We start from the raw sequence: 23,879 nt of genomic DNA, 5'->3' as shown, positions 1-23,879 counted from the left end.
ACTCTTACATGTCAGGCTACCTGACATTCTTCAGGCGGACCCAAGGAGCACCATGACCATCGAGTACGCCACCCGCTACCGGCGGGCCTCGCACATACCCTCCGAGCCGGGCAAGCCCTACTTCATCGAGAAGGGCGAAGGAGACCGCGCCCACCTGTTCGGCGACCTGATCACCATCTACGCCGGCGGCGAGCAGACCGAGAACACCTTCAACTTCTTCACCGTCGAAGGCCCCAAGGGCGACCTCATCCCGGCCCACCTGCACCCCGACACCCACGAGGTGTTCTACATCGCCCAGGGCGCCGTGCGGCTGTTCGTCGAGGACACCGAGGGCAACCAGCAGGAGAAGCTCCTCACCCCCGGCGACTTCGGCTTCGTACCCAAGAACTGCCCGCACGCCTACCGCATGGAGCGCCACCACAGCCAGGTCGTCGGCGTCGCGGCCGGCCCCGGCGGCACCTTCGAGCGGTTCTTCGAAAACCTCGGCGCGCCTGCGGAGCGGCTTGGCCTGCCGAACCAGCCCGTCGTCCCGGAACCCCACAAGTTTGCGGAGGTGCCTGAGCGGTACGACGTGCGTTTCCTGCCCGACCACCAATGGCGGCCCCGGTGAGTGACTGTTTCGCCTCGCCTGGGTGCCTCGGAATGCCTGGTACAGGCGCTGAGTGTCGGGCAGGCTTCGCCTGGCTCGCGCGTGCGGTTGAGCGGCTCGGCGCCCACGCCGTGCCGCGGCCCTGTCTGTGTCGCTGTGACGTGTGATCAGGTGACGGCGCTGTTGGTGGAGGCCGTTTGCGTCGGCCGGGGGATGCGCGCGGCTGTCGGTGTCCTGTCAGCCGACTCGTGGTGGGTCGGTAGCCTGACCAGTGCCACTGCCAGGAGGGCGAACCATGTTCCCACCAGGGTCAGGTGCACCCGTTGCGGAACGCCGTGCCAGCCCGGCCCGCCGAACAGGGGACCGACCGTGGCCACCGCGGCCACCATGGAGCACGACAGCATCCAGGGGCCCCAGCGGTGGATCAACGGCATCCCGGGGCGCTCGGCCCTGGCCGCGGCGCTGAGCAGCGCCATGGAAGAGAAGATCGCGAAGTGGACCAGTGCGCTGGTTGTGGTGTGCCACGGGTTCACTGCCTCGCAGGAGGGTTCCACCGACGGCGCGCAGCGCATCGGCACGATGGTGTCGGCCACTGAGAACGCGGCGAAGGCAATCAGTGCCCAGCAGCCGGTACCGGCCAGCCGGCCCGGCAGCGTGCTCCGCGCCAGCAGCGCCCCTGCCGTCACGAGCAGCGCGCAGGTGACCTCGATCCCGCTGAACAGCGCCTGGAAGGGCTGGTCGGCTGCGTAGAGCTCACTCACGTAGGAATGCCTGGGGTCCAGACCCGTGGGCAGGAGGAACTCCAGAAGCCAGCCGTTGTAGGCCACCGTGGCCGTACCCAGCAGCAGCGCGACCCACAGCCTGCGCCGGCGCCCGCTCAGGCGCGGCGCCATGTCGTACTCAGGGGCTTGATACACGGTTCTCCTCAGAGGCCGGGTTGCGCGTGCCTGCCGGCGAAGAGGCTGTGCCCGCGGCCGCGAAGTGAGCGGAATCGGTGGTGAGGCTGCACGCGAGGTCGCTGACAGCAGCCGGCCGAGCACGAAGACGTTCAAGAAGCTGAGCGGAAAGCACGGACTCCCTCCCCTTCCTGTGTTTGTGGCTGAATCGCCGACGGGACTCCTTACAGGAGTGTCAAGGACACTCTTCACAACGAATCCCAACTCACCGGGCGGCTGGTCCATCTGGGTGGACAGCGCACTCCGTAGTGGGGAGCAGTCGATCTGCATCGCGTAGGGCAGACGACAGGGAGCAGCCCGATGGGCTAAAGGCAGCGTTTTCACCCCGTCAGGAGCCGCAGCCCTTCGCGGCGCATCAGTCGCTGTCACCGCCTGGTGGCCGTCCGTGCGGCTCGTGCCGAAGCGGTGCGGACCGGTGACGGGTGCGGGGCTGGGCCTGTGCATTTCGCGCAACGGCAGGGACGCCGTGTAGGCGAAGCCTCCAGGGCTGGGTGTCCTGGAGGCCTTGATGTGCCTGGCTCCGAGATGGAGGGAGGCGTCCCCATCGCGGCTCGACCGGGATCGAGGCGGAGTTCGTCCGAGGCATCTCCTCCGATGCCCATCCGAAGCGTCGCTTCCGATGGGCATCGGCCAACTCAGGCCGCTCTGGGGTCAGATGCAGAGGAGTGATCTCCGGGGGCGTCAGGAGACCCCGGCGTACAGTTCGCCTCGGTTGCCGCCGATCGGCCTCGTTGAAGCCTTCAATTCGCTGCCGATCCGGGGGCAGAGCCCTTCGTGGACCGGACACGGGCCACGCTCCACGTGCCGCTGTGGACCTACGCCTCGAACGCCGCCCTCATCCGGGGCCGGATGCGCCGGTTCCTCGCCGCGCAGCCCCGCGCCGCGCGACGTTACGAACGGTTCCTGACCGACGTGGCGCACCGCCCGCTCGACGCGGGCACCGGCGTTCACAACTACGTCTCCTGGCGGCCGGGATCCGGCCTACGGCGGAAGATCTACTTCTCGCTGCAGATGCACGACGTCAACCCGCCCACGTTCTGCGTGGGACGACGCGACCTCACCGACGACCCGACCGCCCGGACCGCAGCGGGAAGCGGACGGGGCGTGAACGACCGACGGTAGGGCGGCATCGCCGAACCGACCACCGGCGCCGACGCAAGACACATGGACGGCCCCCCGCGAACTCCGCGACGAGATCACCGGCCGCCGGGTCGACCTCGTCGACGACGGCGTGGTGGTCGTGCTGGGCGTGGGACGCCTGTCCGCGGCCGAGGAGGCGATGCGCTCGGCGCGGCCGGGCGACAAGCTGACGTTCGTCGTCGTGACCGGCGACCCCGCCGAGACCGGCCGCCTGGCCAGACTCCGGATCATCGATCTCATCGCCTGCCTACGTCGGGTGGTCGCGCCCGAGGAACTACAGCGACCACGTATCGTCTTCGACGACACCGGCACGGTCCCCGCAGCCATCGGCTGGGACCCGGTCGACGACTCCACCGAGGTCGCGATCCGGGCCCACGACGGCCTGATCGTGGCCCGCGCGGACGGACGCGGGGCGGGCCACGCGGTGGCCGACCGCGGTGCCCATGAGGGTGGCCGGCCGCGTGACGGCGCGAATCCGGGCCGGCCGACGGGCGAGAGGTGACATCGCGGACCCGCACGTGCCGTGCTCATCAGCACGCCGCCGACGCACGCGAGCAGGCGCCTCGAAAGGCCGGCAAGCGCTACCCGGCCCGCCGGACGGCCCCCAGGAGGCGTGGTTCAGCGGCACAGGGCCGCGTGCACGACACGGTCGACACGCTTCCTGGCCGCCTCGTCGGTCAGCTGCATGGTCACCGCGACGTTGGCGGCGCGACCGTCAGTGGTGACCCCACCCCGGGTCTCGTATCCCGGGAAGCTACCACCGTGGCCCCAGTAGACGCCGTCGCCGCACGGCAGCGGCATGCTCACGAGCCCCAGTCCGTAGCGGGCGCCGGGTCCGAAGGTCTTCTCAGCGGGGCGGGTGGCGCTGCGCATCTGGGTGAGCTGGGCCTCCGGGAGGAGGCGGCCGGTCAGGAGCGCGGTGAAGAACCGGTTGAGGTCGGAGTTGGTGGAGATCAGCTGACCTGCCGCCCAGCCCCAGGAGGGGTCGATTTCCGTGATGTCGTGCAGAGGCGCGCCGGCCGATTCCCGGTAGTAGCCCTTGGGATGGGGCTCTCGGATGGTCGCGTCACCGGGGGCGGGGAAGTAGGTGTGGCGCAGCCCGATGCGCTTGATGATGCGCCGGTCCATCTCCTCGGCGAGGGGGCGGCCGGTGACCTTCTCGACGATCAGGCCGGCCAGCACGTAGTTCGTGTTGCTGTACTCCCACTTCTTCCCGGGGTCGAAGCGGGACTTGTGCCGGAGAGCGATGTCGACGAGCTCGCGGGGTTCGAAGTAGCGGACGTCGTCCCCGAGGTAGTTGCTGTAGTTGGGCAATCCGCTGGTCTGCTGCAGGAGGTGACGGACGGTGATGCGGCTCCCGTCGATCCCTTCCCCGCGTACGAGGCCCGGCAGATAGGTGTCGACCGGGACGTCGAGGCCGATCTTCCCTTCACCGACCAGCTGCAGCACGACCACCGCGGTGAACGTCTTGGTGTTGCTGCCGATCCGCACCTGACCGTCGTCGGGCACCTTCGAGCCGGTGGCCAGGTCGCCGACCCCTGCGGTGTAGTTACTGGTGTGGCCCTCACGGTCCTGGACACCGGCCAGCGCGGCGGGCAGGCCATCGGAGTTCACCAGCGCGTTCAGGCGCTGCTGGACGGTGTCCGGCCTGGCGGCAGCGGACGCCGCGGGCGGCGTCAGGGCGCCCATCGTCACTACGGCGACGGCCACCGCGGCCGCGGCCGGCACGGCTCTGCGCCGACCGGCCCGCCGCTGGGGAGAACGGAACCTCTGCCATGCCTGCTCACGCACGAGCCAACTCCTACGGAATCATTGGGAAACCAGCGCTGAATGCCGGTCCCAGCATGTCCGTACCCGACGGCCCGGGGCGATCCTGCTACCCGCCCGGCTCCAGGTAGGGCTACCCCCCGGTGCGCCCAGCCGATGGGGTAGGTGGCGAGAACGAATGCCCACGCCGCGATGGCGGTGCCGCCCTGTCGGCGCAACACCCGCGCAGAGCCGAAGACCACGTTCGCCCCGACTCACCCATCCCGGGCCCACGCTGCCTGCCCGGCCACCCGCGGGAGGCGCACAGGCAGTGGTTTGCTCGCTACCGTGCGAGGGGCGACTTGTCGGTCGCAGCCAGACGGCGGGTCAACACGCGGGTGGTGCTGCCGTCTTCCTCTTTGATGTCCTGGACATGCTCGAAACCGATTCTGTCCAGCAGGGTCAGCGAGGCCTCGTTCGTTGCGGCCACGGTGGCATGCACCTCGGTCAATCCGAGGGCGTCGAAGCCATAGGCAACGATGGCCTCTGCCAGCTCGGTCCCCAGGCCGACCCCCCATGCCGTCGGCGCCAGAGCGTAGATGATCTCGTGACCTCCGACGACGTCGGTCGGCTTGATCTCGGCATGTCCGACCAGGAGTCCGTCGCGACGAACGGCCCAGACATCGAACAGGTTCTGGGCGTAGACCTTCGTGAAGATCCGCCCGAACAGGGCCCGGTCCGATGCTTCGGAAGCAGGGCCGTCACCCATCCACTGCGACACCCTGGTGTCCTGGAACAGAGCGACGAAGCCCTCTTCGTCCTCGGGGATGTACGGCTCCAGGAGCAGGCGCTCGGTGCGCAGAGTCGGGGTCACGGACGGCGACGCTACCCACGCGACATCCACGTCGGCAAACTATTTTGTCTGCGCGGACATCACCCACCCTCCTGGAGCGAAGCCTTGCGCCCGTATCGCCGGGTGCCACCACACTACGGCGACGTGTGACTGACTGCGAAGGCTCAGCTCCACCGCCCACTCCTGGTTCAGGCAAGATTCTCACCGTGCATGAGGACGAGGACCATCGCGGGCGGGCCCGGTACACGCTGACCGAGACGGAGCACGGCCGTGTGTGGGGCGTCTGCCCCGAGGTGGAGGGGCTGTTCGGGGAGCCTCGGCGTGGGACGTACGAACTGTTCGGCTGGGTTCCGGAAGGAGCCGAGGCGCGCGGTTGGGCCGGCAGCCAGGTGTGGTTGGTGCCGGAAGACGGGACGCTCGATCCCTGGCTCCTGGAAGACGCGGAGAGCCTCGGACGGCACCCCGGGACGGACGGTCTCGTGTTCACCGGCATGGACGACTAAGAGGGTCCGCCCGAGGGCCACCGAGGTCCTGTCCGACTGCGCGACGGGCACCGCTGGTTGGGATCCTGCCGGGAATTCGCTCGGGTCCTGCCGCCCGAGCGGGTCCCCCCCCGCTCGTCCTGCGAGGACTTGTCCAGGGTGAGGAGCTGCAGCGGGCTCTGATGACGGGGACCCGGCGGGCGCTGGAGCTGGAGGAGTCGGTCCTGGAGATACGGGACGAGCGGGGCGAGCCGCTTGCCGAGCGGTTGCTGTGGGGGGACCCCCGGCGCTTGGGCAGGACTCGACACCCGGCAGCGCGGGGCCTGGTTGGATCTCGCCCGGGAGAGAGGTTGTCGGCGCGCACGCCATGACCGGCCGACCGGTCATGGGCACGAGCTCGACGGCCGGCACATAACCGACGTCCCGGGTCTCTATCTGGCGCTCGGCGAGGCGGTGAACGGGCCGGGCGGCTACTTCGGTGGCTGCCTGGACGCTCTCACCGACTGTCTGCGCGGCACCTTCGGCTACACCGCCCCCGCAACCCTGCTCCGGCGGGACGCCGCGACCGCGCGCGAGCACCTGCCCCGCGTCCTGACGCCGGACGGCCGACCGTACGACCTGATCGCCGAGGTGCTCGATGTCCTGGCCAAGGGCGGGATGCAGGTCACCCTGGCGTGAGCCGGGATCCACCTCGCCTCGACACCTACGCCGGGGCCGGATCCTATGGATGGCTGATTAATGATCAGTGGCCGAAAGGCCCGCCTCTTGCGCGTCGATCAGCTCGTCCCAATGCTCCCGCGTCCATTCGCAGGCCGTGTCCAGCGGGACCAGCAGGCCCCGGCCGAGCGGGGTCAGGGCGTATTCGACGCGACGACCCTCGTACTCCTCCCGTACGACGAATCCGTCCCGTTCCAGCCCGCGCAGTGACTGGGTCAGCGACTTGGCCGTGACACCGCGCAAGGGGACCCTGAGCTCCGAGAACCGGCGCGGACCGTCTTGCAAACAGCGCAGGATCAACGTGGCCCACTTGTCGCCCACGCGGAACGGCACCAGCGGGGACGGGCAGACCGGGTCGAACATTTCCGGATCCAGTGGGGCCCGTCCGGACTGAGTCTTCGTCATGACCTACACCGTAAGGCGGTATCCAATGGGAAACCAGCCCTCGGCCTACGCTCCTGACCATGGAAACGAAGAGCAGCAGGATCATCGTGTTCGGGGCGGGCGGCCGGGTCGGCCAGGCGGCCGTGGCGGAGGCCCGACGGCGTGGCCACGAAGTCACGGAGGCCGGGCGGGCCGACGGTGAGGTGACGGACCCGGCGGTCGTGGCGCGGCTCGCCGCAGGGCACGACGCGGCGATCGTCGCCGTGTACGACCCCGGGGCGCGCCCCGGGGAGTTCTTCCCCGCCGTCGCCCATGCCCTCACGGAGGGGCTCCCGGCGGCCGGGGTGAAGCGGCTGGTGTCGGTCGGGCTGGCGTCCGTACTGCCCACCGCGTCCGGGAATTTGCTGATGGACACCCCGGGGTACCCGCAGGAGTGGCGGGAGTTCTATGTCGGCCACGGCGCCGGCGCCGACGCGCTGCGAGCGGCCGCGCCTGAGGCGCTCGACTGGGTGGTATTGAGCCCGGCGGGGGACTTCGACCACGAGGGCGAGCCCACGGGCGGGTATGTGCTCGCCCCCGCCACCGCCGACAGCCGGATCACGACCGCGGACTTCGCCCGCGCACTGCTGGACGAGGTCGAGGTCCGGACCCTGCACCGGACGCACGCCGGAGTGTCTGCCGCATGACCGACATGATCCACGACAACCCGACGCCCTGGGTCGCCGATCACATCCGCCGCTTCGAGGAGACCGGCGGCCGCCCTCGCCCCGGGGTGGCCGACCTGCTCCTTACCACCCGGGGCCGCAAGTCCGGCCTGCTGCGCCGTACGGCGCTGGCGTACGTCCGGGACGGGGACGCGTACGTCCTGACGGCATCCAACGCGGGCGCGGCCCGCCACCCGGCCTGGTACCTGAACCTGTTGGCCACCCCGGAGGTCACCCTCCAGGTCGGCGCGGCCACCTTCACCGCGACGGCCCGGCCGGCCACGGCAGTGGAGTCGGCCCGCCTGTGGCCGACGGTGGTGGCCGTGATGCCCTCGTACGCGGCCTACCGCACCGCGACGACACGGGAGATTCCCCTGGTCCTGGTCACCCCTGTGGGGCCGACGGACTGACGGTTCAGCCGGACTTCAGTAGGCGCTGGGACTTCGGTCGAAGCGTCGAGGGGATGGGGGAGGGAGCGATGAAGCTCCGGTAGGCGGGCTCGCGCGAGTGGGAGGGCGGGTCCTTCCGGCCGGTGATCCGGACGCGGCGCGGGGCTGTCTGCGGCGGGGACTCGAAACGGATCATCAACATCTCATCCGTCTCCACCCGTATCGCCTCCTCCCACGGCATCGGCTATCCGCTCACCAAGGGGTTCTGAACCCCTGCGGACGCGGGCGGGTGTCAGTGTGTTCGGCTCGGCCGGTTTCTCCCAGGGCGGTGAGCACACGGCCGCAGATCCCCTTTGACCTCAACTTCGGTTCAGGTTCCAGCGTGACGTTTCGCGTAGCACCAGTGGCGGCCCTGGACGGGCTGGACCACTACAACCGGGGAGAGACGTCGATGAACACTGCCTCAGAACGAACCGATGCCCAGTCGGCCGTGACCGTGATCGGTCTGGGCGAGATGGGTTTCGCACTCGCCGGCGCCTTCCTCGATGGCGGGCACCCGACCACGGTGTGGAACGGTACGTCGGAGCGGGCCGACCCCCTGGTCGCCAGGGGGGGCTGAGCGGTCCGCGACTGTCCGCGACGCCGTTGCCGCCAGTCCTCTTGTGGTCGTCAGTGTGAAGGGCAATGCGGACAGCCCGCGCGGTTCTGGAATCGTCGGGCGACGCGCTTTCCGGCCGCTCCGTGCTCAACCTCACGGATGGGACATCTGCAGAGGCCAGGGCCGTGGCCGAGTGGGGCAGGGACCAGGGCGCGCAGTATCTCCATGGGCAGATCATGACGATCGCTCCGGGCATCGGGGGAGCGGAGACGGTGATTTTCTACGGCGGTTCCCACGCCGTGTTCAACCACTTCCATCCAACGCTCCAGCTCATCGGTGGCCGGGGAACGCTGATCTCGGCCGACCCTGGCGTGCCGGCCCTGTACGGGATGGCCGTGCACGGCACTATGTGGGGCGCGCTCAACGGATTCCTGCACGCGGCCGCTCTGCTGTCCAGCGAGGGCATCGAGGTGAAGCGGTTCCTCGACGACGCCGGCCCGTCCGTTGCCGCACTCCTGGCGTCCTTCCCGATGATCGCCGACGAGGTCGACCGTGGTGAGTACGCGACGCCGTACGGAGCGCTCCAGCACCACCGGCCCTCGGTCGAGGACCTGGTCCGCGAGAGCGGGGCCCGGAACATCGACGTCGCATTCCCCGGCTACACCCTCGGCCTCGTGAACAAGGCCGTGGAAGACGGCCACGCCAATGACAGCTACTCGCGTCTGATCGAGCACTTCAGGAAGCAGTGAGTACGGGTGGACGACGCTGTCTGCCGAACGAAGACGCTGCTGGTCCCAGTTGACGACATATGCGCGCCCACAGGACGCGGTTGCCGGACGTTGAACGACAAGACAAGTGCCTGTTTCTGAACCCCGGCGGTGAGGGTACCTGGACGCAGTCGCCCTCCAGCCCGCCACGGCCCGGTCCGGTACAGGGTCAGCGCGTGATGAGGGTCAGGATCAGGCCGGTCAAGCCGGTGGCCATACCCGCCATGGCCTGCTTGCGTCCGGCGCTGTTCATGCGGTGGGCGTTTGCCCATCCGGTGGCGCCCAGGATCAGGGCAGGGACGGGGACGGTGCCGGTGATGTCACGAACCGGTGGGGCGAAGGCTCCGACGATGGAGATGGTGCCGTAGGCGAGGGCGAGGGTGGCCAGGCCGTTGAGCGGCCCCTTCGCCGGCGGTGTGGGAATCTCCTGGTCGGATGCGAGGGCGAGCGGCGGCATGCGGGTGGGGTCCTAACGGTCGGATGCGGCGGGGCTACCGGCGGCGGTGACGAAGTCGTCGCGCTGGATGAGCTCGATGACCTCGCTGTCCAGGCCGTAGACGAATGCGAGCCGGATTCGGCTGTCCGTATGCCCGTTCAGGCCGGTCTGCGGCAGGTCGGCGGGGGCTTGCATGGCGCGGGCGCCGTGCGTCAGGGCGTGCGCGTAGGCGGCATCCACGTCGTCGGTGCGCAGTGCGATGTGCAGGAGCGCGTTGTGTGCGGCCCGCTCGGCGTCGGTCGGCGCCGGGGCCGTGAGGTCGGGGTGGGCGGGGCCGCCGGGCACGCTGGTGGGCGCGTCGAACAGTTCCAGGCAGGAGCCGTTGCCCGCGTCCAGGAACGCGGAGCGGCCGACGGTGCCGGGGGAAGTCCATTCGTAGGCGACCGTGAAGCCGAGGGCCTCGGTGTAGAAGCGGACGGTGGCGTCGAAGTCGGCGGCACGCAGAGCGAAGTGGTCGAAGCCACGGTGGAGCCGGGTGGACACGGGGGTTCCCCTTCATCCCGTTCGGTCGTTTGGTTCGCGTTCGACATTAGGAACCCGGCCGCCATAGCGCAAAGACGAAATTTCACACAACCCCATAGCATGGAGCTATGTCAGCAGCGACCCTCCGGCAGCTCGAATACCTCCTGGCCGTCGTCGAGACCGGCTCCATCACCGACGCCGCCGCCCACCTGCGCGTCTCCCAGCCCACCCTCTCCCAGCAGCTCAAGAGCCTGGAGCGCACGGTCGGCACCTCACTGCTCGAGCGCACCCCCCGCGGCGCCCACCTCACCCCCGCCGGCCGCGCCTTCCTCCCTGGCGCCCGCCATGCCCTGTCCGGCGCCGAGCGGGCCACCGGCGCCGCCCGCGCCGTGGCCGGGATGGTCCACGGCGAACTGCACCTCGCCGCAGTCCTGAGCGTGGCCCTGGGCGTGCTCCCCTCCGTCCTGGCAGCCTGGCACCGGCAGCACCCCCACATCGATGTGGTGCTGCACGAGTACGCCAACCTCGACTCCTTTGCCCGCGCCATGACCGACGCCACCGCCGACGTGGCCATCGGCCCGCTGCCCGAGGGCTGGGACGGCCCCCACCACCCTTTGGGGGCGGAGGAGTTCGTCGCCCTCGCCCCGCCCGGAGACCCCTTGGCCAAGCGCAAGACCGTGCGCCTGGCGGAGCTGTCCGACCGCCGCTGGGTCCAGTACGGAAGCTCGCACGGCCTGGCCCAGTCCGTCGAACAGCTCTGCGCCGAGGCCGGGTTCACCCCCCACGCCGCGATCCGCTCCACCCAGACCGCCGCCGTCCCCCGCCTCGTCGCCGCCGGACTCGGCGTCGCCCTCGTCCCCGCCAACATCCTCACCCCCGACTTCCCCGGCACCGTCCTGCGTCTCACCCCACGCCGGCGCCGCCCCCTCGCCGTCTTCACCCGCACCGCGCCCCACCCCCTCATCGCCGAGTTCGTCACGACCGCCCGTCACCATGCCTGTCTGATGCCCGAGCACCTTGCCGGGCAACTCTCCTAGGCGAGCCTCATCCATCAGGTCACTCGTCGGCCCGGCCATGATGATCCGGGGCTGTCCGGCGGACGCTCGGGTCCCGCTCAGACCACCGCGCCCGAATCCCGCCGCGACCGCGCGCCCGGACGGGTGCGTACCGGCACCGGGCCGGGGCTGCGGCCCTCCAGGGTCACGGCGATCGGCGCGGCCGTCAGTACGGTCGAGGCCATGCCGAACAGGACGCCGGCGAGCAGCGCCAGCGAGAAGTCGGCCAGGGAGTCGCCGCCCAGGACCGTGAGCGCGGCGAGGACGAACAGAACGCCCATGCCCGTGTTGACCGTCCGCGGCAGCGTCTGGAGGATCGCGTCGTCGACGACGGACGTCAGCGAGGCACGGCCCGGCGCTCCGGGCTGTCGGCCGCGGGACCGTCGCATCTCCCGGACGCGGTCGAAGACGACCACCGTGTCGTTGACGGAGTATCCGATGACGGTCAGGAGCGCCGCGAGGAAGACGCTGTCGACGGGCTTGCCCAGCCAGGCGAACAATCCGACGACCAGCAGCACGTCCTGCACCATGGCCCCGACCGCCGCCGTGGCGAACGTCCAGCGGAACCGGACGCTGAGATAGACGAGCTGGGCGGCGACCGCCGCACCCAGCGCGATGAGGGCCTTGCCACGCAGCTCACTGCCCAGGGCGGGCCCGATGCGCTCGTCGCGTTCGACCGTGACCGTGCCGCCGTGCGCCTCCAAGGACGTACGGATGCGCCGCTGGTCGTCGTCCGTCGTGCCGCCGGTGCGGACGACGATGTCCCCGTCGCCCGCCTTCTGCACGACTGCGCGCGGGAAGCCGGCCTCGCCGACGGCGGCACGTGCCTTCTCGACGTCCAGCGGACGGCTCGTGGCGTACTCGACGAGGCGGCCGCCGGTGAATTCGACGCCCAGGTGCAGACCGCGCAGCCCGATGCCGGCGACGGCGAGTGCCAGCAGCCCCCCGCTGACGGCCAGCCAGGTGCGGCGACGCCGCATCGGGCGGGGTGCGCGCCGTGCGAGGAAGGCACGCACGCGGCCCCCCGAGGCCACACCGGCCAGTCCCGGCCGCCGCCGGACCCCGTCCCGCTGCAGCGCCCAGTCCGCGAGGACACGGGTGATGACAAGGGCGGAGACCATGGAGGCCGCGACACCGACCGACAGAGTCACACCGAATCCCTTCACCGGGCCCGTCGCGAAGAAGAACAGCAGCCCGGCGGCGAGAAGAGTGGTGACGTTGGAGTCGACGACGGCGCTCCACGCCTTGCCGAAACCCTTGTGCAACGGCTTGCGGAGGTCCGCCGGCCCCTGTCGGCGCAGAGGGAGCCGCGCGTACTCCTCCCGGGTCCGTTCGAAGACCAGGACGTTGGCGTCGACGGCCATGCCGATGGTCAGCACGAAACCGGCCAGCCCCGGCAGGGTGAGAGTGGCGCCGAGAGCCACCAGGGCCGCGTACGAGATCAGCCCGTACAGCGCCAGCGCGACGGTGGCCAGCACACCGAGCAGCCGGTAGACGGCGATGACGAACAGCGCCGTGCCGATGAGACCGATGACCGCCGCACCGGCGCTGGCACGGATCGCCTCGGCCCCGAGTGTCGGGCCGACGGTGCGCTGCTCGACGACCTCGACCGGTACCGGCAGCGCACCCCCCTTGACGAGCGCGGCCAGTTCACGGGCCTCGGCGGCACCGAAACCGCCGCTGATCTGTGCGCTGCCGCCGCCGATCCCGGTACGGCACGGCACGCTCTGCTGCATCGCCGGGGCCGAGACGACGCGGTCGTCGAGGACGATGGCCACACGCCGGGAGGCGTCGCCCGGTGCTGCGCAGGCGGCGGCACCGGTGACGCGGGCCCAGGCCTTCTCCCCGCTACCACGGAAGGACAGCGCGACCGTCCAGCCGTTGCCCGACTGCGTGTCCAGGACGGCCTTGGCGTCCTTCACGTCACGGCCGGTCAAGGCGGGGGAGCCGAGGTGCAGGAGGCGCCCCGGGGTGTCGGGATCGGGCAGGGTCCGGGTGTCCGGGGCCCTCCCGCCGTCACCGGCCCCTTCCTTGGAGCCGGCGGACGCGAGGACCGGGTGGAACGAGAGCTGGGCGGTGCGTCCGATGACCTCGACGGCCTCCCGGGGGTCGTGGACACCGGGCAGTTCGACGATGACGCGTCGCTCGCCGGAGCGCGTGAGCGACGGTTCCGCCACTCCGAGCGCGTCGACTCGCTGGCGCAGCACCTCCAGGGCCCGGTCGGTGGCGGTGGAGTCGGCGCGGGTGCCGGGCGAGTCCCGTGTCTCCAACACGATGTGGGTGCCGCCGCGCAGGTCGAGGCCGAGGCGGGCGGGGGTGGTCAGGGCGAAGTACAAGGACGCGGCGACGACGGCGAGCGCGATCAGCGCACGCCACAGCGGGGCGCGGGGTGACATGGATTCTCCACTTCACGGCGTACGGAAGAGGGACGCCGGCGCCGCAGATGCTCCTGGCGGCTATCGCGCGCCAAGGCGTGCGGGCATGCCGGAGAGCGGGGCGGCCGACGTCTCGGGGTGTCAGCTGCTCCGTACGAAGGGAGGACCGCGTGTGCGGCGTGAAGTGAGGACCGCCGGGGGCGGCGCGCGCTCCTGCCGCGGCCCGACGATCTCGCCGGCCCGGAGCGGGAGCCGCAGGGGCCCGGTGACCGGGCCCTGCGTCATGACCGGGAGGCCGTGCGGTCGCTGGCTGTGGACGACCGCGTGCGCGTCCGGTGTCGAGACCCGGGAGCGGTCGTTCACCGCCGGATGGGTATCGGTCGGCTCGATCCGGGTCTGCACGCGGCCGTTCAGGCCGGCCACCGGGGCGGTGGACGGGGACGGGACCGAGGTGCCGACCGATGCGGTGGATCCTGGCGGCGACGTGGCGGCGGCCGCTGTCGGAGCGGCCGCCGAGCCGGCCAGGAGCACGAGAAGCAAGGCCCACAGCCCGGCCAGGGCCGTGGCGACGGCGGCTGACGGCGCCCGGCGTACGCGGTCGCTCACCCGGCCTCCCGTCACCTCGGCCCCGTGCACGTCCGTGCCCGGGTCGGCCGGCCCCACGGCAAGCCCCGACTCACCCTAACCTCCGATGCCGCCGGGCTCCCAGGCGACAACGAGCCGACGGCCGCGTGTGCGGCGTGGCGGGAGGGCGGTGTGGAGTCACCGCGTTCGAAATACCGTTGTCGGCACCTCGTGCGTCGGTGCGCTGCACCAGTGGGTCGCCACCCTGATCGACGACGACCGGTTCCTCGCGCGTGCCCTGTTCGCGCTGGACGTCGCGCTCGCCGCGGCGGCTGCGGACCCCTACCGCGACCAGCTGCTGCGCCGCTGCGGACCCGAGCCACGGTATGACGGCCGGCGCACGGCCACGTTTGTCGACGTCGCCCATCGACCGGATCCCCGCGGAGCCCGCCGGATCGTCGAGTTCATGCGCCGCCGGCCGGACGGATTCGCCAGCGTCGGGGAAGCGGCCGCGGCGGTCTCCCCCCCTCCTGCCGCATCCCCTCATGGCCGGACGGCCCTGAGGGGATGCGGAAGAACCTGCGACGCCACGGCGATCGCTGGGTCTGGCACTGGGACCCCCGGATGCTGGACAGCTTCGAGGGCCGGATGGACCCGCCCGGCATGGCGGAGCGTCTCCTCGCCGCCGCGCGCCACGCCGACGCGCCGATCCTGCTCGTCCGCGGCAGGATCAGCGACATGGTGCGCGAAGACATCGCCGAGCAGTTCTGTGACAGGGTTTCCCACGCGCGGCGCGTCGATGTGGCCGACGCGGGGCACATGGTGGTCGGCGATCGGAACGAGCACTTCATCGATGCGATCGTCCCGTTCCTGGACGAGATCGAGTGAGCAGGACACTCGGCTGGGATCAGGGCCCACGCGTGGCGCCTTCGGCAGCAGTTCATGGGCCCGCTCGGAAACGCAGGTGCTCACCACGACCCCAGCCAGGTGACGGAGCGTTCGGCGCCCCAGCGATGAAATGGCTTGTGAGAAGGCCGTCTGCCCGTGGTGATCCTGTCACCTCTTGCTGAGACTCGCGCACTTTCGGGCGCCGGCCTTCAGGCCGCAGACCTTGAACGTCACAGAATTCGGGTACTTCGTGGCGATCGAGGTGTCTGCGAAGTAGGCGGTCTCGCCGTTGTCAACACCGAACCCGAGGGTCCTCTCCTTGGTCGGATTTCCTGCGGTGTAGTCCTTCCACATGACCTTCAGGATCGGGCGCCAGCCGTCTTTCTTCTTCAGATCGGTGGCGATGGGGCTCTGAAGTGACAGATCGTAGATTCCGCCACCCATGTACGTGGAGGTCACGTTCGCGATGCCGCCGCGAGCGTATGCGTTTCCTCCGCTGTACGAGGCGGCGGAGGCCGGGGTCGCGGTCATGAGAGTGACCGATACCAGCAGCGGCACGGTGACCGCCAGCGTGCGTGGAATTTTCACAGGCCTGCCTTTCGTCATTACCCGAGTTGCTGTGGGGTGGCTGCGATGTCACCAAGGCGCACGAGCTCAGAAGAATCGGCTTCGTGCAAGCCGCAGAAGCGTCCGACTTGGAGGGATACGGTCTACCTCATCGCATGCCGGCTCGATCGCCTCGGTTGCTCGCAGCCTGCTGTGTGGCCTGACCGGATGCAACGGCCCGGGCTGTCCGGGACAGGCCGCTCCATGTCCGGCCTGTTCAGCGGCTGTCCCGGACGTGTCCGACAGTTCGTCCGCCTCCCGGACCGCCGGCGTGGCCATACGCGGCGCGTCACTGCTTCGGACGCGCTTGTCCGTCCAGAGCGGACGAGAAATGGCAAAGGCAAGGAGGTCGCCCACTCCTTGCCACTCCTAACATATAGCGCACCGGGGGGCTTGCGGCAAGGACCCGGTCTTGTCGCAGAATTGTCGGCCAAGGCCAGAACCCGCGGAAGGGAAAGACTCGCGAAGGTGCGGCCCGGAGGCGCGGGTGTGACACGCCGCCGGACCGCGCCGAGCAGCCGGCCGAAATTCAATCTCGTGGAATGGGCGTTTTGATGATTGACGTGATCGTGGTCGGCGGCGGGCCGACCGGATTGATGCTGGCCGGCGAGTTGCGGCTGCACGGCGTGCACGTGGTCATGCTGGAGAAGTTGACCGAGCCGACCGCTGAGTCCCGCGGGCAGGGCCTGCACGTGCGCAGCGTCGAGATGATGGACCAGCGCGGCCTGCTGGACCGATTCCTCGCGGTCAGTGAGAAGTTCCAGGTCGGCGGTTTCTTCGGCGGCATCCTCAAGCCGTGGCCGAACCGGTTGGACACGGCTCACCCGTACGGCCTCACCACCCCGCAGCCGGTCACCGAGCGCGTGCTGGGCGAGCGCGCCGTCGAACTCGGCACCGAGATACGGCGCGGCTGCGAGGTGGTCGGGCTGAGCCAGGACGAGGACGGGGTGAGCGTCGAGCTGGCGGACGGCACGCAGCTGCGCTCGCGCTACGTCGTCGGCTGCGACGGCGGCCACAGTGTGGTGCGCAAGCGGCTCGGTGTCGGCTTCCCCGGCGAACCCGCCACGGTCGAGACGCTGCTGGGTGACATGGAGGTGACCGAGGATCCGGCGACGATTGCCGCCGTCGTCGAGGAAGTACGCAAGACCCAACTGCGGTTCGGCGTCATCCCCAACGAGAACGGCGTCTGCCGCATTGTCGTGCCCGCCGACGGCGTGGCCGAGGACCGCACGACCGGGCCGACTCTCGAGGAGTTCAAGCAGCGGCTGCGGGAGGTCGCGGGCACCGACTTCGGCGTGCACTCGCCGCGCTGGCTGTCCCGGTTCGGCGACGCCACCCGGCAGGCCGAGCGCTACCGGGTTGGGCGGGTGCTGCTGGCCGGCGACGCGGCGCACATCCACCCGCCGGTCGGCGGGCAGGGGCTCAACCTCGGCGTGCAGGACGCGTTCAACCTCGGCTGGAAGCTGGCCGCCGAGGTGGGCGGCTGGGCGCCGGAAGGCCTGCTGGACAGCTACCACGCCGAACGGCACCCGGTGGGCGCCGCCGTGCTGGACAACACCCGTGCTCAGATCACGCTGTTGGGGACCGAGCCGGGGGCGACCACGCTGCGGGAGCTGTTCTCGGAGCTGTTGGAATTCGAGGTCGTGAACCGGTACGTGACCGAGATGATCACTGCGGTCGGGGTCCGCTACGACTTCGGCGAGGGGCACGAACTGGTCGGCCGGCGGTTGCGGGATGTGCAGCTGAAGCAGGGTCGTCTCTACGAGCTGATGCGCGGCGGCCGTGGGCTGCTGCTCGACCAGACCGGCCGGCTCTCGGTGGAGGGCTGGGCGGACCGGGTCGACCACGTCGTCGACGTCAGCGAGGAACTGGACGTCCCCGCCGTGCTGCTGCGCCCGGACGGCCACGTGGTCTGGGTCGGCGACGATCAGGCGGACCTGCTCACCCGTCTGCCCAAGTGGTTCGGCGCTGCCGTCAGCTGAGGGCACAGTTGCGGTTCGAAAGGGTGGAACCCATCTCCGGCCGAGTTCGGTGCGGTCCGGCGCCGTATCTCCCGCTGCAGGGCTGCCGCGCCGTAGGACCCGGAGGCGTGGATGAGCACGGGTCCGAACCAGCCGGGCGGCGCGGGGGGAGTGGTGGATGAGCCGGTGGCCGCAGGCGACCAGGTCTGACCCGGGCGGTACGACGCTCACTGCTGGCCGCCGGCCCCGAAGCCTCTTATCCGATGACCCGCTGGCGGATGCCCTGACTGACCTGCTAAAGTGTTGCTACACACGAGCCTTCTCGGTGCGGATCCTGATCCGCCGAGGAGGCTTTTTTCATGCCCGGAGCCAGTTTGCCCGGGCGCTGGTGAACCCGCTTCGAAGGTACTCGCCCCGTCGAGCAACCTGAACGCACCGCGGGTCTCTGTCCCTAGCCCGCAAGAGGAGATCTCATGAGCCCACGGACGAACACCGCAGCAGCCACGAGTACGTGGCAACTCGGTGATCTGACCGTCAACCGCGTCGGGTTCGGCGCGATGCGTCTGACCGGTACCGCACCCTTTGACCACGGCGTGCCGCGTGACCGCGAGCAGTCGATCGGCGTGCTCCGGCGGGCGGTCGAGCTCGGCGTGAACCACATCGACACCGCCGCGTTCTACTTCTCGGCGACGCGCTCGGCCAATGAGCTGATCAACCGGGCGCTGGCGCCGTACCCGGAGGATCTGGTCATCACGACCAAGGTCTGGCCGGGCCGCGACCCCTCGGGCGCGTGGTGGTGGGCCACACCGGCGCAGTTGCGCGGCCAGGTGGAAGAGAACCTGCGCCAACTCGGCCGCGATCACCTGGATGTGGTGAACCTGCGCGTGCCACCGGGCCGACGGGCCGGCTCGATCGGCGAGTACCTCGGCGCGTTGGCCGAACTGCGCGATGCCGGGCTGATCCGCCACCTCGGTGTCTCCAACGTCACGTCCGAGCAGCTGGCCGAGGCCCTGGCCATCACCCCGTTGGTCTGCGTGCAGAACCCCTACGGGCTCGGTGCGTCGAGCGAGGACCGGGCTCTCCTGCGGCTCTGCGGTGAACTCGGCCTCGCCTTCGTCCCGTTCTTCGCGATCGCCGGTTCCGGGCGTGAGACCGGTCCGGCAGCCCATGACAGCGAGGCGGTGCACGCCGTCGCCCGCGCGCACGGTGTGTCCGTCGCGCAGGTCCGCCTGGCCTGGACCTTGCACCAGGGGCCGCATGTGCTGGCGATCCCGGGGACCGGCGATCCGGACCACCTCGCGCAGAACATGGCCGCCGACGCGCTGCGGCTCTCGGAGGAGGAGATGGCACACCTCACCTCACTGCGGCCGGCCGGCGCGAGTTAGACGGTGACACCGGCCCCTTTCCGGACCAAGGCCCACCACGAGTCAAGTCCGAGTGCGACGGTGGCCACCGTGTCGGACGACTTCTGACCTGCTTGATGATCGACTACGAAAAGGAGGAGATCCGCCATGCCCACCAAGACGCTGCAGATTCCCACCACGGACGGCCAGGCCGACGCTTTCGCCGCCTTCCCCGACCGTGGGGAGCGGCACCCGGGGGTGCTGCTGTACACGGATGCCTTCGGTGTGCGGCCCGAGCTGGAGGAGAAGGCTCGCGAACTGGCCGAGCACGGGTACTACGTGCTCGTCCCCAACCTCTACTACCGGCACGGTCCGGCACCGGTGATCGAACTTCCCGAGCACATCGGAGAAGAGATCCGGCCCGAGGTCATCGGCCGGCTGATGCCCTTGGTCGAGGCGCACACCACCGAACGTGTCCTGCGCGACGCCAACGCCTACCTCAGGTTCCTCACGGCCCAGCCCGAGGTCAGCGCAGGGCCGGTCGGTGTGATCGGCTACTGCATAGGTGCCGCCTTGGCGATGCGCACCGCGACGGCCCACCCCGACCAGGTGGCGGCCGTCGCCGGATTCCACCCCGGCTTCTTGGTCACCGACGCGCCCGACAGCCCGCACCGCCGCGTCCCCGCGCTCACCGCCCAAGTCCACCTCGGACTCGCCGAGAACGACATGACGCCCGAGACCATCAGCGAGCTCGACCAGGCCCTGGATGCCGCAGGTGTCGGCTACACCATCGAGATCTACCCCGGCACCATCCACGGTTTCACCATGTCCGACACCGACGCCTTCAACCCCTCCGCGCTGCAGTGCCACTGGGACCGTCTGCTCCCCCTCCTCGACCGCGCCCTGACCAACAGCTGAGCCTCCGGTTCGGAAACCACACCTGAAGTACGCGGCTCCGGAGTCCCGGCCTCGGTGCCGCCGACCGGCAGGCACTCCGGGGCATCGCCCGGCTGACCGACGCGTACGCGTCGGAGGCCGCGGCTGTTTCCCGTGCCGCCGTCCGGTTGTCGACGGCGGCACGGTCCTCGCGGTAGGTGTAGTCCAGGCGCGCGGCGGCGTAGTGGGGCGCGCGGGTTCCTGACCGGGGAAGACCACGCTGTCGTGCTCACCGCCTGGTTCACGGCCCAGCGCTCAGCGTTCCCTTCCCGCCGCCGGCCCCTCTCTCGTGGACGCGTCAGCTCGCGCCCGACGCCGGTCCTGCCAGGCCGTGTAGCAGGAGGGAGGTGAGGGTGTCGACGATCTCCTCATCGGTGGCCCGCGGGCCGTCTTCCCCTGCGGTGATGACGGCGAACCCCAACATCGAAACCATCGCCCCCATGGCTGCGGCGACCAGCGCCGGGTCGCCCGGGAGCTGGTGGCCGCGCCGGTGGAGCCAGTCCAGGTGCTCGCGAAGGGTGCTCGTCTCTCCGGTCAGGTTCGCCCATGCGCGACCCTCGCCGGGCGGGCCGGCGAAGTTCGTCTGCATCAGGGCCACGACCACCGGCAGGTGGTCGCGGATCACCCGCCAGGTGACGGCCAGATGTTCGCGCAGTTGGTCGGGGTCTGTCAGATCGTGATCGGCCGGGTGGCCGTCCGCGCCGATCTCCGTGTCGCCCTGCGCGTTCAGGTCCTGCAGCAGGGCCTGGAGCAGGGCGTTCTTGTCCGCGAAGTGGGCGTAGAAGGAGCCGGTGGCGCGCCCGGCCTCGCGGGTGATGTCGGTGATCTTCGTGTCGAGATAGCCGCGCTCGGCGAACAGCCGCCGTGCCGCGTCCTTCAGCGCCGCCTCCGTCTCGGCGGCTTTCTCCTTGCGTGCGCCCATCCGGGGGCTCCTTCTCAGGCTTGACGTGGGGTCCGGCCCTCAATCATAGTGAATCCCCGTTCGGTGAATTGAGATTCAGTGAATGATGATTCAGGGAGTGTGTGTGGGCGTCATCGTGATCGGCGGCGGAGTGGCTGGAGCGGCGAGTGCGATAGCGCTGCGCCGGCTCGGCATGGAGGTCACGGTGTACGAGGCGTACGCCGAACCGGCAGGTCAGGTCGGCTCGTTCCTGAGTCTGGCGTCCAACGGTCTGCGGGTGCTGCGCTCGCTCGGCGTACTGGAGCAGGTGCAGCGGGCCGGGGTTGATGTGCCGGGCCAGCGCATGTGGTCGAGCTCAGGCAAGTTGCTGGGCGATGTCCCGCGGGGCCGGCTGAGCGGCCAAGAGCTGCACAGCGTGACCCTGATGCGGGGCGCGCTGGTCGAGGTGCTGCGCGCGGAGGCACTGGCGGCCGGGGCAGTCATCGTCACCGGTGAGCGCCTGGTGGATGTGGTCACCACCGAGGAGGGCGTACGCGCGGTCTTCGCGAGCGGCCATGTGGCGGAGGCATCGCTGCTCATCGGCGCGGACGGCATCTGGTCAGCCACCCGGTCGCTGCTCGACCCGCAGGCGCCCGCCCCCGAATACGCCGGCCTTTACAGCATCTCGGGCATTGCCGACGGTATCGAGACCGAACCCGGCATCTTCAACATGACCTTCGCCCGCAATGGCGCCTTCATCCACCTCGCCGCCCCCGACGGCAAGGTCTGGTGGTCGGCCCAGGTCTCCTGGCCCGCGCAGCCGGAGTTCGGCCTCACCGACGAGGAATGGCTGCGCCGCCTGGCCGGGCTCTACCGTCACGAACAGGTGCCGGCCGCGATCCTCGAGGCCACCGTCGAACTGCATCGCCCCACCCTGATGCACAAACTCGATGCCATCCCGGTCCGCCACAACGACCGCATCGTGCTGCTCGGCGACGCCGGACACCCCGTCGGTGCGGGGCAGGGCGCATCGATGGCCTTGGAGGACGCACTGGTCCTGGCGCAGTCACTGGCCGCAGAACCCTCGATGGCGGCCGCCCTCTCGGCGTACGAGGCTGCCCGCTCGGACCGCATTGCCAAGATGGTCAAGGCAGCCTCGGGCAATCGCGACGCCAAGACGGCCGGCCCGCTCGCGCGGTGGATGCGCGACCTGGTGATGCCGGTGGCGGTCCGCCTCTTCTACGAGAAGGCCACGGCCTGGCTCTACACCCACGACTGTGGCGAACTGCCGCCTGTTCGGGCGGATGGACACTCCCAGGCCGGCAGCTCGCGGCTCTGATCAGTTCTCCACCACCTGGAGCCCGCTGTGGATCTCCCGGCGCAGGTCGGGGTTGGCCAGGTGGCCGCACACGAAGGTGGCGGCGAGCGCGAGGCCGTCGACTGTCCCGACCTCGCCGCCTGAGTGCGAGCCGCGCCGTCGGCTGCGAGAGATGAGTAGCCGGCTCCCGCAGCCGTCGCGATCAGCGGTGGGACGGTTGCTCGTCAGCAAGGGTCGACGGGTTCGCCTGCGGTGAGTTCGTACGACGCCCTGGCGTCCAGCAGCAGCGGTACCAGTGACCGCAGCGGCTGGCGCATCGGGACCAGCGCGCCGCCTGCTGGGGACGGGGTGCTTTCGATGCCGTGCAGGGCGAGTTCGTCCTGAGTCTCCGCATACTGCTCGGCAGTGAGCCGGTAGGCGCAGGGCGGGTCGGGCAGGGTCTGGCCGGGGGGAGCGGGTTCGTTGTCGGCGCCGCCGAGGTGGACCGGGCCCCGGTCGGCGAGGCCTTTGACACGTGCCGCGGCCGTGGCCGATGTGATGTGCCCGCGTCGCTCGCCCGCGAAGGCGAACGTCCCGTCCAGCGCGACGAGATGGGAACGGACACGGCGCCGGTTGTTGAGGGCCTGGTCCGCTTTCTCGGCATCCGTCACCGGGTCGACGCGGCTCTCGATGAGCAGACCGATCGCGTGCTTGATGCCGGAGGTGTTGCGCAGGATGCGCTCCTGTCCGTCGCCGGCGACCTGTTTGACGGGGTCGCCGGTGGCGGGGTCGGTCCAGATGCCGTAGGTGCCGGTGCTGTAACCGGCGTCGTGGGCAGTGGGGCGTACGTAGGCCGCCGAGAGGGTCTGTGCCTCCCGGTGCACGCGGGCGTCGGTGTTGAGGTTGCGTGGCCAGAGGTCGAACAGGTCCTTGTCGTAGTACGGCGGGGTGGCGCCGTACTCGTGCAGGTCGTAGACGATGTCGGGCCGGTGGTCGCGGATGACGGCGGCCAGGGCGCGGCTCTCGGCGGTCTTGAGAGCGATGTGGTCGCGGTTGACGTCGACGCCGTCCGCGTTGGTGCGCGTGTCGGCCGCGCGGCCGTCCGGGTTGGGAGTGGGGACGACCAGGACGGTGGTGCGTTCGAGGAAGCGCAGCGTGGCCGGGTCCGTGGTGTGGGCGAGGTCCCGGACGCGGATGAGGCAGGCTTCCCGGCCGGCGGGTTCGTCGCCGTGCTGGCTGCAGGCGAGAAGGAGGGTTTCGGCGGTGTGGTGGGCGGGTCCGATGCGGACCAGCCGGAGCGGTCGGCCCTGGCGGGTGGTGCCGATGCGGCGGACGGCTACGCGGTCGCTCGACCGGTCGAGGGCGGCCAGGAGGCGCTGTTCCTCGGCCTGGGTGGTCCAGCGGGTTCCGTTGCTGAGTTCGAAGCCGGTGCGGTGCGGGGCGCGGGCGGCCTGGGCGGGTGTCTGGACGAGAGTCAGGGCGAGCGTGGCGGTGGTGAGGCCGATGGCGAGGATGCGGATGCGGGCCGCCATCGGCGGGCGCCTTCGGGGGAGGGGCGGCTGACTGGTCGAATGGGGCGGCATACGGCCACTGTTACGAGCGATCTGTACGTCAGACGGGTGCTGCGCGCGTATCCCCATGGGGCGGAAGGTACCCCGGTCCGCTCCTGCGCAACAGAGCACCGAACTTGC

25 protein-coding genes and 1 pseudogene are annotated in these 23,879 nt (G+C 70.3%); 14 read left to right on the top strand and 12 right to left on the bottom strand.

Annotated elements, in window-relative coordinates; genetic code table 11:
* Nucleotides 1-52: 52 nt before the first annotated feature.
* Nucleotides 53-610 carry a quercetin 2,3-dioxygenase gene (locus FHS38_RS19700; RefSeq protein ID WP_184735173.1) on the top strand — a complete coding sequence of 186 codons (558 nt, stop codon included), beginning with the start codon at nt 53-55 and terminating at the stop codon, nt 608-610.
* Nucleotides 611-756: 146 nt separating this feature from the next.
* Here the strand turns inward: FHS38_RS19700 and FHS38_RS19695 are convergent, their stop codons facing one another.
* Nucleotides 757-1,506 carry a DUF998 domain-containing protein gene (locus FHS38_RS19695; RefSeq protein ID WP_229822657.1) on the bottom strand — a complete coding sequence of 250 codons (750 nt, stop codon included), beginning with the start codon at nt 1,504-1,506 and terminating at the stop codon, nt 757-759.
* Nucleotides 1,507-2,319: 813 nt separating this feature from the next.
* On the opposite strand from FHS38_RS19695, the gene FHS38_RS19690 reads away from it, so the two are divergent.
* Both FHS38_RS19690 and FHS38_RS19685 read left to right on the top strand, forming a co-directional pair.
* Entirely contained in the window at nt 2,320-2,667 is a 348-nt protein-coding gene (locus FHS38_RS19690) for a hypothetical protein (protein ID WP_184735172.1), read from the top strand.
* 127 nt (nt 2,668-2,794) lie between these two features.
* Entirely contained in the window at nt 2,795-3,187 is a 393-nt protein-coding gene (locus tag FHS38_RS19685; RefSeq protein WP_184735170.1) for a hypothetical protein, read from the top strand.
* A 116-nt stretch (nt 3,188-3,303) separates the two neighbouring features.
* On the opposite strand, the gene FHS38_RS19680 is transcribed toward FHS38_RS19685, so the two are convergent.
* Nucleotides 3,304-4,476 carry a serine hydrolase domain-containing protein gene (locus FHS38_RS19680; protein ID WP_308433560.1) on the bottom strand — a complete coding sequence of 391 codons (1,173 nt, stop codon included), beginning with the start codon at nt 4,474-4,476 and terminating at the stop codon, nt 3,304-3,306.
* Nucleotides 4,477-4,774: 298 nt separating this feature from the next.
* A complete protein-coding gene (locus tag FHS38_RS19675; RefSeq protein WP_184735168.1) occupies nt 4,775-5,305 on the bottom strand; it encodes a GNAT family N-acetyltransferase in 531 nt (176 codons plus the stop codon).
* Nucleotides 5,306-5,490: 185 nt separating this feature from the next.
* On the opposite strand from FHS38_RS19675, the pseudogene FHS38_RS19670 reads away from it, so the two are divergent.
* A pseudogene (locus tag FHS38_RS19670) lies at nt 5,491-6,444 on the top strand (barstar family protein).
* 57 nt (nt 6,445-6,501) lie between these two features.
* Here the strand turns inward: FHS38_RS19670 and FHS38_RS19665 are convergent.
* Nucleotides 6,502-6,888, bottom strand: a complete 387-nt coding sequence (locus tag FHS38_RS19665; RefSeq protein ID WP_221495179.1) for a winged helix-turn-helix transcriptional regulator — start codon at nt 6,886-6,888, stop codon at nt 6,502-6,504.
* 59 nt (nt 6,889-6,947) lie between these two features.
* Between FHS38_RS19665 and FHS38_RS19660 the strand changes: the two genes are divergently transcribed.
* The 4 genes from FHS38_RS19660 (at nt 6,948) to FHS38_RS19645 (ending at nt 9,307) form a co-directional block, all read left to right on the top strand.
* Nucleotides 6,948-7,553, top strand: a complete 606-nt coding sequence (locus FHS38_RS19660; RefSeq protein WP_184735166.1) for an NAD(P)-dependent oxidoreductase — start codon at nt 6,948-6,950, stop codon at nt 7,551-7,553.
* Complete coding sequence (locus tag FHS38_RS19655) at nt 7,550-7,981, top strand: nitroreductase family deazaflavin-dependent oxidoreductase (protein WP_184735164.1); 432 nt, start codon at nt 7,550-7,552, stop codon at nt 7,979-7,981. Before FHS38_RS19660 ends, FHS38_RS19655 begins: the two co-directional genes overlap by 4 nt.
* Nucleotides 7,982-8,411: 430 nt before the next feature.
* Complete coding sequence (locus tag FHS38_RS19650) at nt 8,412-8,579, top strand: NAD(P)-binding domain-containing protein (RefSeq protein WP_184735162.1); 168 nt, start codon at nt 8,412-8,414, stop codon at nt 8,577-8,579.
* Between the two features lie 215 nt (nt 8,580-8,794).
* Nucleotides 8,795-9,307 carry an imine reductase family protein gene (locus FHS38_RS19645; RefSeq protein ID WP_184735161.1) on the top strand — a complete coding sequence of 171 codons (513 nt, stop codon included), beginning with the start codon at nt 8,795-8,797 and terminating at the stop codon, nt 9,305-9,307.
* Nucleotides 9,308-9,494: 187 nt separating this feature from the next.
* Here FHS38_RS19645 and FHS38_RS19640 read toward each other — a convergent pair whose 3' ends face one another.
* Nucleotides 9,495-9,782: a hypothetical protein gene (locus FHS38_RS19640; protein WP_184735160.1), complete on the bottom strand. Its 288-nt coding sequence runs from the start codon at nt 9,780-9,782 to the stop codon at nt 9,495-9,497.
* A gap of 12 nt (nt 9,783-9,794) precedes the next feature.
* Complete coding sequence (locus FHS38_RS19635; protein ID WP_184735158.1) at nt 9,795-10,304, bottom strand: VOC family protein; 510 nt, start codon at nt 10,302-10,304, stop codon at nt 9,795-9,797.
* Between the two features lie 107 nt (nt 10,305-10,411).
* Here FHS38_RS19635 and FHS38_RS19630 point away from each other — a divergent pair, with 107 nt between their 5' ends.
* On the top strand, nt 10,412-11,320 hold the full coding sequence (locus FHS38_RS19630; protein WP_184735156.1) for a LysR family transcriptional regulator: 909 nt from the start codon (nt 10,412-10,414) through the stop codon (nt 11,318-11,320).
* A gap of 77 nt (nt 11,321-11,397) precedes the next feature.
* Here the strand turns inward: FHS38_RS19630 and secD are convergent, their stop codons facing one another.
* Together secD and FHS38_RS19620 are read right to left on the bottom strand one after the other, a co-directional pair.
* Nucleotides 11,398-13,734 carry a protein translocase subunit SecD gene (gene secD, locus FHS38_RS19625; RefSeq protein WP_184735154.1) on the bottom strand — a complete coding sequence of 779 codons (2,337 nt, stop codon included), beginning with the start codon at nt 13,732-13,734 and terminating at the stop codon, nt 11,398-11,400.
* 120 nt (nt 13,735-13,854) lie between these two features.
* On the bottom strand, nt 13,855-14,319 hold the full coding sequence (locus FHS38_RS19620) for a hypothetical protein (protein WP_184735152.1): 465 nt from the start codon (nt 14,317-14,319) through the stop codon (nt 13,855-13,857).
* A 582-nt stretch (nt 14,320-14,901) separates the two neighbouring features.
* Between FHS38_RS19620 and FHS38_RS35485 the strand changes: the two genes are divergently transcribed.
* On the top strand, nt 14,902-15,165 hold the full coding sequence (locus tag FHS38_RS35485) for an alpha/beta fold hydrolase (RefSeq protein WP_229822659.1): 264 nt from the start codon (nt 14,902-14,904) through the stop codon (nt 15,163-15,165).
* A gap of 168 nt (nt 15,166-15,333) precedes the next feature.
* On the opposite strand, the gene FHS38_RS19610 is transcribed toward FHS38_RS35485, so the two are convergent.
* Nucleotides 15,334-15,771: a hypothetical protein gene (locus FHS38_RS19610; protein WP_184735150.1), complete on the bottom strand. Its 438-nt coding sequence runs from the start codon at nt 15,769-15,771 to the stop codon at nt 15,334-15,336.
* A 554-nt stretch (nt 15,772-16,325) separates the two neighbouring features.
* On the opposite strand from FHS38_RS19610, the gene rox reads away from it, so the two are divergent.
* From rox to FHS38_RS19595, 3 genes are all read left to right on the top strand, one after another.
* On the top strand, nt 16,326-17,753 hold the full coding sequence (gene rox / locus FHS38_RS19605) for a rifampin monooxygenase (protein WP_184735148.1): 1,428 nt from the start codon (nt 16,326-16,328) through the stop codon (nt 17,751-17,753).
* 452 nt (nt 17,754-18,205) lie between these two features.
* On the top strand, nt 18,206-19,117 hold the full coding sequence (locus tag FHS38_RS19600) for an aldo/keto reductase (protein ID WP_184735145.1): 912 nt from the start codon (nt 18,206-18,208) through the stop codon (nt 19,115-19,117).
* A 126-nt stretch (nt 19,118-19,243) separates the two neighbouring features.
* Nucleotides 19,244-19,993 carry a dienelactone hydrolase family protein gene (locus FHS38_RS19595; RefSeq protein WP_184735143.1) on the top strand — a complete coding sequence of 250 codons (750 nt, stop codon included), beginning with the start codon at nt 19,244-19,246 and terminating at the stop codon, nt 19,991-19,993.
* Nucleotides 19,994-20,309: 316 nt separating this feature from the next.
* Here the strand turns inward: FHS38_RS19595 and FHS38_RS19590 are convergent, their stop codons facing one another.
* Nucleotides 20,310-20,933, bottom strand: a complete 624-nt coding sequence (locus tag FHS38_RS19590; RefSeq protein WP_184735141.1) for a TetR/AcrR family transcriptional regulator — start codon at nt 20,931-20,933, stop codon at nt 20,310-20,312.
* A 103-nt stretch (nt 20,934-21,036) separates the two neighbouring features.
* On the opposite strand from FHS38_RS19590, the gene FHS38_RS19585 reads away from it, so the two are divergent.
* The gene (locus FHS38_RS19585; RefSeq protein ID WP_184735140.1) at nt 21,037-22,230 is read left to right on the top strand and encodes an FAD-dependent oxidoreductase; all 1,194 of its coding nucleotides are present in this window, start codon (nt 21,037-21,039) and stop codon (nt 22,228-22,230) included.
* On the opposite strand, the gene FHS38_RS19580 is transcribed toward FHS38_RS19585, so the two are convergent.
* Together FHS38_RS19580 and FHS38_RS19575 are read right to left on the bottom strand one after the other, a co-directional pair.
* Nucleotides 22,231-22,440, bottom strand: coding sequence for a hypothetical protein (locus FHS38_RS19580; RefSeq protein ID WP_184735138.1), 210 nt, complete (start codon nt 22,438-22,440; stop codon nt 22,231-22,233).
* Nucleotides 22,434-23,720 (bottom strand): M14 family metallopeptidase, encoded by a 1,287-nt coding sequence (locus tag FHS38_RS19575; RefSeq protein WP_184735136.1) that lies wholly within the window; start codon nt 23,718-23,720, stop codon nt 22,434-22,436. Before FHS38_RS19575 ends, FHS38_RS19580 begins: the two co-directional genes overlap by 7 nt.
* Nucleotides 23,721-23,879: the final 159 nt, after the last annotated feature.

It is taken from the genome of Streptomyces netropsis, assembly GCF_014203545.1.
Taxonomy (GTDB): domain Bacteria; phylum Actinomycetota; class Actinomycetes; order Streptomycetales; family Streptomycetaceae; genus Streptomyces; species Streptomyces netropsis.
This window is presented reverse-complemented; position numbering and strand designations above follow the sequence as displayed.